At 71.4% G+C, this 12,112-nt stretch carries 14 protein-coding genes and 3 tRNA genes; 3 read left to right on the top strand and 14 right to left on the bottom strand.

Annotation, left to right across the window (positions count from 1 at the left end; translation table 11 throughout):
- Positions 1–62 precede the first annotated feature (62 nt).
- The 4 genes from rplK to ACVW00_RS01925 form a co-directional block, all read right to left on the bottom strand.
- Complete coding sequence (gene rplK / locus ACVW00_RS01940; RefSeq protein ID WP_457109215.1) at positions 63–491, bottom strand: 50S ribosomal protein L11; 429 nt, start codon at positions 489–491, stop codon at positions 63–65.
- A 77-nt stretch (positions 492–568) separates the two neighbouring features.
- Positions 569–1,468 carry a transcription termination/antitermination protein NusG gene (gene nusG, locus ACVW00_RS01935; RefSeq protein WP_457113065.1) on the bottom strand — a complete coding sequence of 300 codons (900 nt, stop codon included), beginning with the start codon at positions 1,466–1,468 and terminating at the stop codon, positions 569–571.
- A 145-nt stretch (positions 1,469–1,613) separates the two neighbouring features.
- A complete protein-coding gene (gene secE, locus ACVW00_RS01930) occupies positions 1,614–1,853 on the bottom strand; it encodes a preprotein translocase subunit SecE (protein WP_457109214.1) in 240 nt (79 codons plus the stop codon).
- 48 nt (positions 1,854–1,901) lie between these two features.
- Positions 1,902–1,974 (bottom strand) — tRNA-Trp (locus ACVW00_RS01925).
- A gap of 154 nt (positions 1,975–2,128) precedes the next feature.
- Here ACVW00_RS01925 and ACVW00_RS01920 point away from each other — a divergent pair.
- The 3 genes from ACVW00_RS01920 to ACVW00_RS01910 are packed head-to-tail and all read left to right on the top strand — an operon-like array spanning position 2,129 to position 4,963.
- Positions 2,129–3,403 (top strand): aminotransferase class I/II-fold pyridoxal phosphate-dependent enzyme, encoded by a 1,275-nt coding sequence (locus ACVW00_RS01920; protein WP_457113064.1) that lies wholly within the window; start codon positions 2,129–2,131, stop codon positions 3,401–3,403.
- 1 nt (position 3,404) lies between these two features.
- Positions 3,405–4,460, top strand: a complete 1,056-nt coding sequence (locus ACVW00_RS01915) for an adenosine deaminase (RefSeq protein WP_457113063.1) — start codon at positions 3,405–3,407, stop codon at positions 4,458–4,460.
- Positions 4,457–4,963 carry a DUF4190 domain-containing protein gene (locus ACVW00_RS01910; RefSeq protein WP_457109213.1) on the top strand — a complete coding sequence of 169 codons (507 nt, stop codon included), beginning with the start codon at positions 4,457–4,459 and terminating at the stop codon, positions 4,961–4,963. Before ACVW00_RS01915 ends, ACVW00_RS01910 begins: the two co-directional genes overlap by 4 nt.
- A 123-nt stretch (positions 4,964–5,086) precedes the next feature.
- Here the strand turns inward: ACVW00_RS01910 and ACVW00_RS01905 are convergent, their stop codons facing one another.
- From ACVW00_RS01905 to ACVW00_RS01860, 10 genes are all read right to left on the bottom strand, one after another.
- Entirely contained in the window at positions 5,087–6,103 is a 1,017-nt protein-coding gene (locus ACVW00_RS01905) for a UDP-N-acetylmuramate dehydrogenase (protein ID WP_457109212.1), read from the bottom strand.
- Complete coding sequence (locus ACVW00_RS01900; protein ID WP_457109211.1) at positions 6,096–6,455, bottom strand: MaoC/PaaZ C-terminal domain-containing protein; 360 nt, start codon at positions 6,453–6,455, stop codon at positions 6,096–6,098. Before ACVW00_RS01900 ends, ACVW00_RS01905 begins: the two co-directional genes overlap by 8 nt.
- Positions 6,455–6,862: a MaoC family dehydratase gene (locus ACVW00_RS01895; RefSeq protein WP_457109210.1), complete on the bottom strand. Its 408-nt coding sequence runs from the start codon at positions 6,860–6,862 to the stop codon at positions 6,455–6,457. Before ACVW00_RS01895 ends, ACVW00_RS01900 begins: the two co-directional genes overlap by 1 nt.
- A 107-nt stretch (positions 6,863–6,969) precedes the next feature.
- Positions 6,970–7,140, bottom strand: coding sequence for a 50S ribosomal protein L33 (gene rpmG / locus ACVW00_RS01890; protein ID WP_187577186.1), 171 nt, complete (start codon positions 7,138–7,140; stop codon positions 6,970–6,972).
- A gap of 60 nt (positions 7,141–7,200) precedes the next feature.
- Positions 7,201–7,274, bottom strand: a tRNA-Met gene (locus tag ACVW00_RS01885).
- A 34-nt stretch (positions 7,275–7,308) separates the two neighbouring features.
- Positions 7,309–7,381 (bottom strand) — tRNA-Thr (locus tag ACVW00_RS01880).
- 80 nt (positions 7,382–7,461) lie between these two features.
- The gene (locus ACVW00_RS01875; protein WP_457109209.1) at positions 7,462–8,886 is read right to left on the bottom strand and encodes an amidase; all 1,425 of its coding nucleotides are present in this window, start codon (positions 8,884–8,886) and stop codon (positions 7,462–7,464) included.
- A gap of 128 nt (positions 8,887–9,014) precedes the next feature.
- Entirely contained in the window at positions 9,015–9,605 is a 591-nt protein-coding gene (locus ACVW00_RS01870; protein WP_457109208.1) for a DNA-3-methyladenine glycosylase I, read from the bottom strand.
- Positions 9,602–10,504: a pirin family protein gene (locus ACVW00_RS01865; RefSeq protein WP_457109207.1), complete on the bottom strand. Its 903-nt coding sequence runs from the start codon at positions 10,502–10,504 to the stop codon at positions 9,602–9,604. Before ACVW00_RS01865 ends, ACVW00_RS01870 begins: the two co-directional genes overlap by 4 nt.
- 30 nt (positions 10,505–10,534) lie before the next feature.
- Positions 10,535–11,920, bottom strand: a complete 1,386-nt coding sequence (locus ACVW00_RS01860; RefSeq protein ID WP_457109206.1) for a DEAD/DEAH box helicase — start codon at positions 11,918–11,920, stop codon at positions 10,535–10,537.
- Positions 11,921–12,112: the final 192 nt, after the last annotated feature.

The raw sequence follows: 12,112 nt of genomic DNA, 5'->3' as shown, positions 1-12,112 counted from the left end.
ACTCGGCTCGATCACCGAGAGAGTGCTCGATCGCCGAGCGGGTGCTCGATCGCCGAGCGGGATCAGTCGGTGACGACGCCCATCGAGCGGGCGGTGCCCTCCACGATCTTCATCGCGGCCTCGATGTCGTTGGCGTTGAGGTCGGGAAGCTTGGTCTCGGCGATCTCGCGGATCTGGTCCTTGTTGAGCTTGCCGACCTTGTCGGTCTGCGGCACGCCCGATCCCTTGGAGATGCCGGCGGCCTTCTTGATCAGCTCCGCGGCCGGAGGCGTCTTGGTGATGAAGGTGAAGCTGCGGTCCTCGTAGATGGTGATCTCGACGGGGATGACGTTGCCGCGCATGGCCTCTGTCTGGGCGTTGTACGCCTTGCAGAAGTCCATGATGTTCACGCCGTGCGGGCCCAGGGCGGTACCGACCGGCGGCGCCGGGGTGGCCGCGCCGGCCTGCAGCTGCACCTTGACCAGTGCGGCGATCTTCTTCTTCGGGGGCATTGCTCTCTACTTTCTTCTCGTGGTCATGACGAGGAGGTACGGCGTACCGCCTCTGCCACCTGGTGCGGTGCTGTCGCTCAGACCTTCTGGATCTGGCTGAACGACAGCTCGACCGGGGTCTCCCGGCCGAAGATCTCGACGAGGGCCTTGACCCTCTGCGACTCCATGTTGATCTCGGTGATCGTCGCGTGCAGCGTGGCGAACGGACCCTCGACGACCATGACGGAGTCGGACACGTCGAAGTCGGCCACGGTGACCGGGGTGCGGGTCGCGGTCTTGGTCGGCGCCGAGCCGGACTGGGCGACCGCGGCGGCCTCGGCCTGGGCCTGGACGGCGGGGGCCAGCATGTTCTCGACCTCGTCGAGGCTCAGCGGCACCGGCTGGTGGCTGTGGCCGACGAACCCGGTGACCGACGGCGTGTGCCGCACCGCGGCCCAGGACTCGTCGGTGAGGTCCATCCGGACCAGGACGTAGCCGGGCAGCGCCGGCTTGGTCCGCAGCTTGCGCTGGCCGTTCTTGATCTCGGCGACGTCCTCGGTGGGGACCACGATCTCGTGGATGTAGTCCTCCATGTTCAGCGAGGTGATCCGGTTCTCGAGGTTGGCCTTCACCCGGTTCTCCATGCCGGAGTAGGTGTGCACCACGAACCAGTCACCGGGCTTTTCCCGCAGCGCGTTGCGGAACTCCTCCAGCGGGTCGTCGGCCGGCTCGTCGAGGTCGAGGTCGTCCTCGTCGTCGGCCTCGGTCTCGTCGGAGACGGCAGCCTCGTCGTCCGGCTCCTCGAGCTCGGCGCTCTCGTCGGCCTCGAGACCCGCCTCGAGCTCCTCGACGTCCTCGACCGACGCGGCGACCTCGTCGTCGAGGGACTCCTCGGCGAGGTCCGCGACCGACTCGGCCTCCGACTCGGCCTCCGGCTCGGCCTCGGTCTCGGTCTCCGCCTGGTCCTCCAGCGGGGCGTCGTCGCCGGCGTCGGTCACCTCGGAGGCGGGCGCCTCGTCGACACCGTCCTCCGGGCTCTCGACAGCCTCTGCCTCGATCGGGGCGTCCTGCGCCTCGTCGTACTGCTCCGACACGATTACTCCGTCACCTTGCAACTCGTCTGGATGTCTGACCGCGAACCGGTCACGTCGTGGTGGTGTGTCCGCCGAAGATGGCGAAGACGGCCTTGCCGAACCCGAGGTCCAGCAGCGAGACGATCGCGATCATGAAGAGCACGAACACCATCACCACGAGGAAGTAGGTCACCAGCTGCTGCTGGCTGGGCCACACGACCTTGCGCAGCTCGGCGACGACCTGCCGGTAGAACAGGACCGGGCTCGTGCGCTCGGACCTGGCCGAGCGCGCCGAGGGGGTGTCCGACACGGCTTCCTTCTTCCTCTTGCGGTTCTCTCTGGTCTACTGGGTTTCGCGCAGGGCACGAGGGACTTGAACCCCCAACCTTCGGTTTTGGAGACCGATGCTCTGCCAGTTGAGCTAGTGCCCTCCGGCGTCGGCTGGGCATGGCAAAGCAAAGCCCTGTGACACCAAGCGAAGAGTCTACGGGCCGCGGCGGGGCAAGTCGAACTGGGCGATCGCGATACCCGTTCGGAGCGCGCGGAGGACTCTGGGAACATGGGCGCGTGAGCGAGCCCAACCAGGTGACCAGTCCTCTCTTCGAGCGCACTCCGGCGGAGCTGGAGGAGTTCCTCCGCGAGCAGCAGGCGGCGTACGACGCCCTGGTGGACCGCGGCCTCAAGCTCGACCTGACCCGCGGGAAGCCGTCCAGCGCTCAGCTCGACCTCTCCGACGGACTGCTGTCACTCCCGCACGGCGTCACCGACGCCTCCGGAGTGGACACCCGCAACTACGGGGGGCTGGAGGGCATCCTCGAGCTCCGCGCGCTGTTCGCCGAGCTGCTCGGCGTCGAGACCGGCCAGGTCGTCGCCGGAGGCAACTCGAGCCTGGTGATGATGCGCGAGGCCCTCGCCTACCTCTGGCTCAAGGGCGGCGTGGACAGCGAGCGTCCCTGGGGCGCGGAGGAGAAGGTGACCTGGATCTGCCCGGTCCCGGGCTACGACCGGCACTTCACGCTGCTCGACTGGTTCGGCATCGAGACGGTCACCGTGCCGCTGAACGACGACGGGCCCGATGCGGAGGCGGTCGCCGAGCTCGCCGCAGCCGACCCGAGCATCAAGGGCATCTGGGTGGTGCCGACCTACGCGAACCCGACGGGGTCTGTGGCCTCGCAGGAGGTGGCCGCGCGACTCGCCTCGATGCCGACGGCGGCGCCGGACTTCAAGATCTTCTGGGACAACGCCTATGCGCTGCACCACCTCACCGCCGAGGAGGCCAAGAGCGCCGACATCGTCAGCCTCGCGGCGGCGTCGGGCCATCCGCACCGGCCGATCATGTTCGCCTCGACGTCGAAGATCACCTATGCCGGCGCCGGTGTCGGGTTCCTCGCGGGCTCGACCGAGACCGTCGACTGGTACGTCCGCAATCTCGGCAAGGGTGCGATCGGGCCGGACAAGCTCAACCAGCTGCGGCACGCCCAGTTCTTCGGCTCGGCCCAGGGGGTCCGCGACCACATGGCGCGCCACCGGGCGATCATCGCGCCCAAGTTCGCCGCCGTGGACGCCGTCCTCTCCGAGCGCCTCGCCGACCTCGGTATCGCGACCTGGACGCGGCCCACCGGCGGCTACTTCGTGAGCCTCGACGTGCTCGACGGGACCGCCTCGCGCGTGATCGCCCTCGCCAAGGCCGCCGGGATCGCGCTGACGCCCGCCGGTGCGTCGTACCCCCAGGGCAACGACCCGCGCGACCGCAACATCCGGCTCGCACCCACCTTCCCCGAGCTGGCCGAGGTGAACGAGGCGATGGAGGGCGTCGCGACCTGCGTGCTGCTCGCGGCGGCCGAGCGGCTGCGGGGCTGAGCTGAGCTCGACGCACGCGGCCGCGGATCCACGACACCACCGTGACCTACTGAGCCTGCCGAAGGCGCACCTGCACCTGCACTTCACCGGCTCGATGCGGCACGCGACGCTGCTCGAGCTGGCGGAGCGCGACGGCATCACGCTCCCCGACGCGCTGGTCGAGGACTGGCCTCCCCGACTGTCGGCCGCCGACGAGAAGGGCTGGTTCCGGTTCCAGCGGCTCTACGACGTAGCCCGTTCGGTGCTCCGCACCGAGGACGACGTACGCCGCCTGGTCCGGGAGGCAGCCGAGGACGACCGCGCCGACGGCGGGCGCTGGCTGGAGATCCAGGTCGACCCGAGCGGGTACGCCGCACGGTTCGGCGGGGTCACCGCCTTCACCGACCTGGTGCTCGACGCGGTCGCCGATGCGGCCCGCACGGTCGGCATCGGCATGGCGGTCATCATCGCCGCCAACCGCACCCGGCACCCGCTCGACGCCCGCACGCTGGCCCGCCTCGCCGCGCAGTACGCCGGTCGAGGTGTCGTCGGCTTCGGGCTCTCGAACGACGAGCGGCGCGGTCGCACGGCAGACTTCGCGCCGGCGTTCCGGATCGCCGAGCGCGCCGGCCTGCTGCTCGCACCGCACGGCGGCGAGCTGCTCGGTCCGGAGTCGGTGCGCACCTGCCTCGACGAGCTGCACGCGGACCGGCTCGGTCACGGCGTACGGGTGGCCGAGGACCCAGAGCTGCTGGCCCGGGTCGTCGAGCAGCGGGTCGTCCTGGAGCTCTGCCCGGTGTCGAACGTCGCCCTGGGTGTCTACTCCGACCCCACCTCCGTCCCGCTGCCGGAGCTGATGGCCGCGGGCGCCCGGATCGCGCTCGGGGCCGACGACCCGCTCCTGTTCGGGTCGCGGCTCGCCGCCCAGTACTCCACCATGCGCGCGGCCCACGACCTGACCGACGCGGACCTGGCCGGGCTGGCGCGGTCCTCCGTCGACGCCTCGCGTGCCGACGACGCGACGAAGTCGGCATTGTCGGCCGAGGTCGACCGCTGGTACGACACAATCCCGTCATGAGCGAGGACGAGGGCCAGCCGACACCGCCGCCGCCACCGGGGCAGGCCGGCTACGGACAGCAGCCGCCCCCGCCTCCTCCGCCGCAGGCGCCGCAGCTCAATCCTCAGTCGGCATACTCGCCGTACGGCGGCCAGCCACCGTACGGCCAGCCCTACCCGCCGGCGCCGGGGCACCCGGGGATGCCGCAGTTCCCGGTCTACGTGCTGCCCGACAACCCGAAGGCGACCGCGGCGCTGATCGTCGGGATCATCGCGGTGGCGGGCACCTTCATGTGCGTCCTGCCGGTGCTGGCGGCGCCGGTCGCCTGGGTGCTCGGCGTGCAGGCGAGGCGCGAGATCCGCAACGCTCCGCAGCACTGGGGCGGCGAGGGCAAGGCCACCGCCGGGATGGTGCTCGGCATCGTCGGGACCGTGCTGCTGGTGCTGATCGTCCTGGTGATCCTGCTGATCGTCGTGGTCGCGGTCGGTGACTCGGGCTCGTACAACTCCGACACCGGGGTCTGAGCCGCAGCCCTGCGAGGAACGAGCAGGGTTGCGACGCGAAGAGGTCGAGCGAGCCCGCGGGTGAGCCTGCGAACCAGCGACGGCGGGTCGAGACATGAGCCGCAGCGGACCTGAGGTCGGACCTCAGAGCGCGCAGCCGACGAGCACCGGCTCGGGGACCAGCTCGACACCGAAGCGCTGCTGCACCCCGTCGCGCACCTCGCGGGCCAGGGTCACCAGGTCCGCGGCCGTCGCGGCGCCGCGGTTGGTCAGGGCGAGGGTGTGCTTCGCCGACAGGGCGGCGCGCGCGTTGCCGTGGCCGCGGGCGAAGCCGGCGTGCTCGATCAGCCAGGCCGCGCTGGTCTTGACCCGGCCGTCGGGCTGCGGCCACGCAGGAGCGCCGGTGGGCACGTCGCCCGGCGCCAGCACCGGGTTGGTGAAGAACGAGCCGGCACTCCAGGTGTCGTGGTCGCTGCCGTCGAGCACCATGCCCTTGCCGCGTCGCAGCGCCAGCACGGCCTCGCGCACGTCGGCCAGCGGAGCCCGCTCGCCGACCGCGACGCCGAGACGACCGGCGAGCTCGGCGTACCCGATCGGCGCGCTGAGGTCGCCGAGCCGCAGCTGGAGGACGACCTCGAGCACGACCCAGCGGTCGGGCTCCTGCTTGAGACGGCTGGTGCGGTAGCCGAAGCGGCAGTCGCGGTGGAACAGCGTGCGCACCTCGCCGGACGGGCGGTCCCAGCAGCGCACCGAGGCGATCGTCTGGGAGACCTCCTGCCCGTACGCGCCGACGTTCTGGATCGGTGTCGCGCCGGCGAGTCCCGGGATGCCCGAGAGTGCCTCCACGCCGACCCAGCCCTGCTCGCCGGCTCGTGCGACCAGGTCGTCCCAGACCTCCCCGGCCGCGACCCGCACGACCGCTCCGCCGCAGGCATCGGAGTCGGAGTGCACGCCTGCGGTGCGGACCGCCACGACGCGGCCGTCGAACCCGGAGTCGGAGACCAGCAGGTTGCTGCCGCCGCCGAGGACGAGCACCGGCTGGCCACGGTCGTCGGCGTCGCGCACCGCGGCGACCAGCTCGGCCTCGGTCGAGGCGACGACGAAGTCCGCCACCGGGCCGCCGACCCGGAGCGTGGTGTGGTGGCCCAGGAGCTCAGCCACCCAGCACCGCCGAAGCCGCGCCGAGCACCTTCTCCCCCTCGCAGGTGACCGTCAGCAGGACCGTCTGGTCGTCGCGCAGCTCACCGCTGACGACCACCTCGGTGCCGTCCTCCGGCACGAGGACGGGGCGGGTGAACTTCGCGCCGATCTGCGCGATCCGTCCCGGCTGACCGAGCTCCTCGTCGACGTACCGCGCGGCGAGGGCAAGGGTGTACATGCCGTGCGCGATCACGCCGGGCAGGCCGACGCTGCGCGCGACGGCCTCGTCCTGGTGGATCGGGTTGTGGTCGCCGCTGGCCTCGGCGTAGGCGACCAGGTCGCCCCGGGTGATCCGGTAGGTGCGTGGCTCCATCAGGCACCTGCCTTGTGGACCAGGGTCGCCTCGGCCGTGCAGACGAGCTGACCGTCGGCGTCGGTGATCGCGCTGGAGGTGCTGATGATGTCGGCTCCACCGATCTGGCGCAGCCCGGTGACGCTCAGCTCCGCGCGCAGGGCGTCGCCGGCGCGCACCGAGCGCCGGTGGACGAACTTCTGCTGGCCGTGGACGACGTGGTGGAGCTCGATGCCGACCTCGGGGTCCGACATCAGCGCCTGCATCGCGCCGAACGCGACCACGATCGGGTACGTCGCCGGGGCCGGCCCGCCGGCCTGGTACGGCGTACCGGTGGCGGCGGCGAAGGCCGCGATCCGCTCCTCGGTCACGTCGTACGCCGCGGTCGGCGGGAACGTGCGGCCGGACAGGGACGGGTCGACGGGCATGGCGCTCACGCTACCGGGGAGGGTTTCGACAGGCTCGACCACCGGCGGGTGGCAGACACGACGAAGGGCGGCTCCCGCGTGGGAACCGCCCTCCAGGAAGCGAGCCGTCAGCGGGTCTCGCGGTGATCGGTGTGCTTGCGGCAACGCGGGCAGAACTTCTTCAGCTCCATGCGGTCCGGGTCGTTGCGGCGGTTCTTCTTGGTGATGTAGTTGCGTTCCTTGCATTCCACGCACGCCAAGGTGATCTTGGGTCGGACGTCGGAGCTCTTGCTGGCCACGGTGTGCCTTCTTCCTTGCAGTCGTGCGGTGCGTATCTCGGCCTTCTCGGGCCGGTGGAGTAGCGGGGGCGGGGCTCGATCCCGCGACCTCACGATTATGAGTCGTGCGCTCTAACCAGCTGAGCTACCCCGCCTCGGCAACGACCGCGGCCCCGCGGTCATTCCCAGAGCCCCTTTACGGAATCGAACCGTAGACCTTCTCCTTACCATGGAGACGCTCTGCCGACTGAGCTAAAGGGGCCTGACCCGATCCGGGCCGACGTGAAGGATACACAGGCGCCACGGGATCAGCGAAATCGGTAGAGGGCCGCTCCGGGGCCGTCATCGACGCATGGCGGCGTCCTGGATCCGGGCGAACGGCCGGGCCTCCTCGACGGCGTAGGCCAGCTCGAGGAGCCGGGCCTCGTGGCCCATCCCCGCGGCGAGCTGGACCCCGATCGGCGTACCGTCCGAGCTCGTCGTGAAGGGCAGCGAGACCGCCGGGTCGCCGGTGGCGTTCTGCAGCGGCGTGAAGCCGACCCAGTCCATCAGCCGGCCCATGACCAGCTCGTAGGGCTGGGTCGGGTCGAGGTGCCCGATCCGCGGCGTGACGTGGCTCAGGGTCGGGGTCAGCACGACGTCGTACGACGTGAAGAACCGTCGCGAGACGACCGTCGCCGCGCGCAGCCGGGCGATCGACAACGGGATCCGGTAGAGGTGGCGGACCACGTAGCCCGCGAACCCCCGCGTCAGCGGCTCGGTCGCGCGCCAGTCGAAGCTGGCGTTGAAGGTGCGCTTGCCGGTGGCGTTGAGGAAGAGGAACAGCAGGCCGTAGTAGGTCTTGAAGTCGTCGACAAACGAGCCGGGGACCGGCGCGTCGATCTCCTCGACGTGGTGGCCCAGGGACGCCAACAGCTCGCCGGCAGCCCGAACGGCGGTGGCGGTCTGGGGATCCGTGGCGGCCACCAGCGAGTCGATGACCATCGCGACCCTGAGCCCTCGGGGTCCTGGACCAGTGACGTCGCCGATCGGCCGGAGCCGCGGGTGCGGTGCGAGCAGCTCGGTCTCGCGCAGGTACGCCGCGGTGTCACGGACCGAGCGGCTGACCACGCCGTCGGCCACGACCTGGACCGGCATCTCGCGCGACATCTTGTCCTGGGGGACGCGACCACGGCTCGGCTTGAGGCCGACGAGCCCGCACGCCGCGGCCGGGATCCTGATGGAGCCGCCGCCGTCGTTGGCGTGGGCGATCGGCACGACGCCACTGGCGACGAGGGCGGCCGCGCCCGCCGAGGACGCACCTGAGGAGTGGTCGAGGCTCCACGGGTTGCGCACGGTGCGCCCGGGCGACTCCGCACTCGCGGAGATGCCGAACTCCGAGAGCTGGGACTTGCCGAGGTTGACCAGCCCGAGCCCGAGGAACGTCTTCGCGAAGTCGCCGTCGGAGGCCGCCGGCTCCGCGCGGAAGGCGCTCGTGCCGTGCTGGGTGGGCAGGCCGGCGACGTCGGTGTTGTCCTTCACGAAGGTCGGCACGCCCGCGAAGAACCCGTGTCCCTCACGAGCCGACTGCTCGCGTGCGCCGTCGAAGGCGTCCGCCGCGATCGCACCCAGCGCGGGCCCCACCGACTCGGCCCGGGCGATCGCCGCCTCGACGACCTCCTGCATGCTCACCCGTCCTTCGCGGAGCTCGGTGGCGAGCCCGACGGCGTCGTGGTCGCCGAGGGCGTCGTCGGAGAAGGCGTGGAGCGGGCCCTGCGGCTGCGTCATGCCGGTGAAACTAGCGGTCCGGCCGGGGCGGCGTACTCCTCCCAGGGTCGGATCCTGCCCACTCAACGGCGCGTTTCTGGCTACTCGACGGGCATCTTCTGGCTACTCGACGGGGCACTTGTGGCTGCTCAACGGGGCCAGCGGCCGGAGGCGCCGCGACGGAAGCAGCCGACGAGGTGGGTGTCCACGATGCCGGTGGCCTCCATGAGGGCGTAGGAGGTGGTCGGGCCGACGAAGGCGAAGCCGCGCTTCTTCAGGGCCTTCGAGAGCGCCGCCGACTCGGGCGACAGGCCGGGCAGCTCGGAGGTGTCGCGGGGCTCGGGGGTGCGGTCGGGGGCGTGGCTCTCGATGAACGCCTCGAGGCCGCCGTCGGCGCGCAGCTCGACCGTCGCCCGGGCGTTGCGGCGGGCCGCCTCGATCTTGGCGCGGTTGCGGACGATGCCCGGGTCGGCCATCAGCCGCTCCACGTCGTCGTCGGTGAGGGCGGCGACGGCGCCGACGTCGAACCCGTGGAACACCTCGCGGTAGCGCTCGCGCTTGTTGAGGATGGTCAGCCAGGAGAGCCCGGCCTGGAATCCCTCGAGGCACAGCCGCTCGAACATCGCGGTCTCGCCCGTGACCGGCATCCCCCACTCGGTGTCGTGGTAGTCGCGCAGGGCAGGCAGCTCTCCCCACGGACAGCGAAGGAGACCGTCCTCGCCCTCGACGGGTCCGGTCATCCGCGCTGGCGCATGCGGGCGTTCGGAAGGGCCGGTGCCGGGATCGGCGGGAGCGGATCGTCCTGCGGAAGCGCGAACCGGTCGGTCGCGCCTCCGTCGACGAGCCGCTGCCACTGCTCGCGGTAGCCGGCGACCTCGTCGTGGTCGCGGCCGATGAAGTTCCACCACATCACGATCTGCTCGCCGAACGGGGGGCCGCCGAGCAGCAGCACCAGCGCATCCTCGGCAGCCGTGAGGTCGATCGTGTCGCGGCCGCGCTCGAGGTAGCCGAGCTCGTCGGCCTTCAGCGCCTCGTCGCCGACGGTCAGGCTGCCCGAGTCGAGCAGCAGCCCGTGCTCGTACGCCGGGTCGACGGCCAGCTGCAGCACCGTGCCGGCCCGGAGCCGGAGCTCGGCGCCGAGCAGCGGGCTGTAGGTGCGCACCGGCGACGTCGAACCGAGGAGGCTGCCGAGGAAGACCCGTGCCTCCCAGCCCTCACCGGAGACCGGCTCGGGCGCGTAGTACTCGAACCCGGGCTCCGTGTGACGGTCGGAGTCGGGCAGCGCCAGCCAGAGCTGCGCACCGTGGAGGACCTGGGTGCCGGGCGTGGAGTACTCCGAGTGGCTGATGCCGCGCCCGGCCGTCATCAGGTTGAGCTCGCCGGGCCGGACGAACGCGTGGTGACCCGCCGAGTCGCGGTGCTCCACCTCACCGGTGAACAGCCAGCTCGCCGTCTGCAGCCCCGTGTGGGGGTGCGGCGGCACGACCATGCCGCCCTCCGGGTCGACCTCCTCGGGACCGTAGTGGTCGAGGAAGCACCATGCGCCCACGAAGGTGCGCTGCCGCTGGGGCAGCGTCCGGCGGACGGTCATCGCGCGGAGCCCCCCGAGGGGCACCTCACGAGGCGTCAGGATCTCCATGCGGCAAGCGTGCCACGGAGCGGGGACGGATCAGCGACGACCGCTGAAGCTCGCCGCGCTGTGGGTCCCGCCCTGGCCGGCGCCGGCCGAGCCGCCGGACGGCCGCCTGCGCGAGCGGCCACCGCCGCTGCCGCCCTGGCCCGCGCCACGCGCCGCCTTCTGCGGGGCGTTGCGCGTGCCGGAACGGTTGCCGGAGCGGCTGCGGTTGCGACCGCCGGAGCGGTTCGTCCCGCCGGGTCGCTCGCTGTCCGCGGCCGCGACACCGAGGCCGCCCGCGACGAGCACGCGCTCACCGGGTGCGAGCGTGCGCAGGATCTCGTGGCTGGGGCCGGACACCTTGGTGGTGGTCGGGTTGATGCCCGCTGCGCGGGTCAGCGCGCGGACGTCGCGCACCTGCTGGTCGGTCATCAGCGTGATCACGGTGCCGGCCGCACCCGCACGGGCGGTGCGCCCGGAGCGGTGCAGGTAGGCCTTGTGCTCGGCCGGCGGGTCGGCGTGCACGACCAGCGCGACGTCGTCCACGTGGATGCCGCGGGCAGCGATGTCGGTGGCCACCAGCGTGGTCGCCTTGCCGGAGTGGAAGGCGTCCATGTTGCGGGTGCGGGCGTTCTGCGCGAGGTTGCCGTGCAGCTCGACGGTCGGTACGCCGCGCTGGTTGAGCTGGCGGGCGAGCGCCTTCGCACCGTGCTTGGTGCGGGTGAAGACGACCGTGCGGCCCGGCGCGCTGGCGAGGTCGACGAGGACCGAGACCCGGTGCTCGTGCTGCACGTGCAGCACGTGGTGCTCCATCGCGGAGACCGGCGACATCGCCGAGTCGGCCTCGTGGGTCATCGGGTTGCTCAGGAACCGCTTGACCAGCACGCCGACCGCGTTGTCGAGGGTCGCCGAGAACAGCAGCCGCTGGCCGCTCTTCGGGGTCTGGTCGAGGAGCCGGCGGACGGCGGGCAGGAACCCGAGGTCGGCCATGTGGTCGGCCTCGTCGAGCACGGTGACCTCGACACTGCCGAGGTCACAGGCGCCCTGCTGGATGAGGTCCTCGAGACGACCCGGGCAGGCGATGACGATGTCGACGCCGGCACGAAGTGCCTGGACCTGCGGGTTCTGGCCGACACCGCCGAAGACGGTGCGCGTGCGCAGGCCGGTCGCCTGGGCAAGCGGTGCGAGCGCCTCGTCGATCTGGGCGACGAGCTCGCGCGTCGGGGCGAGGATCAGCGCCCGCGGGCGCTTCGGCGTACGACGGGCGCCGGAGGCGTGGAGCCGGGCGACGAGGGGAAGCAGGAACGCGTAGGTCTTGCCGGAACCGGTGCGGCCGCGGCCGAGCACGTCGCGACCGGCGAGGGAGTCGGGCAGCGTCGCTGCCTGGATCGGGGTCGGGCTCGTGATGCCGCGGGCGTCGAGCAGGTCGACGAGGTTCACGGGCACACCGAGGTCGGAGAAGGTTGCAGAAGACAGAGTTGCGGAAGACAAGGAGGAATCACTCACTGTGTGGGTGTCTCACCACAGCCGAGACGATGTTCGTCGCTGGGAGGCCGGTGTGGAGCACCCGTTGCGGGGCTGCATCACACCATCAGGACCGAGGTAAGACTGGACGGTCCTTGTGCCTCGAGC

The organism is Marmoricola sp. URHA0025 HA25 (genome assembly GCF_054059435.1).
Note: the sequence above shows the minus strand (reverse complement) of the source record. Positions and strands in the feature narration are given on the sequence as shown.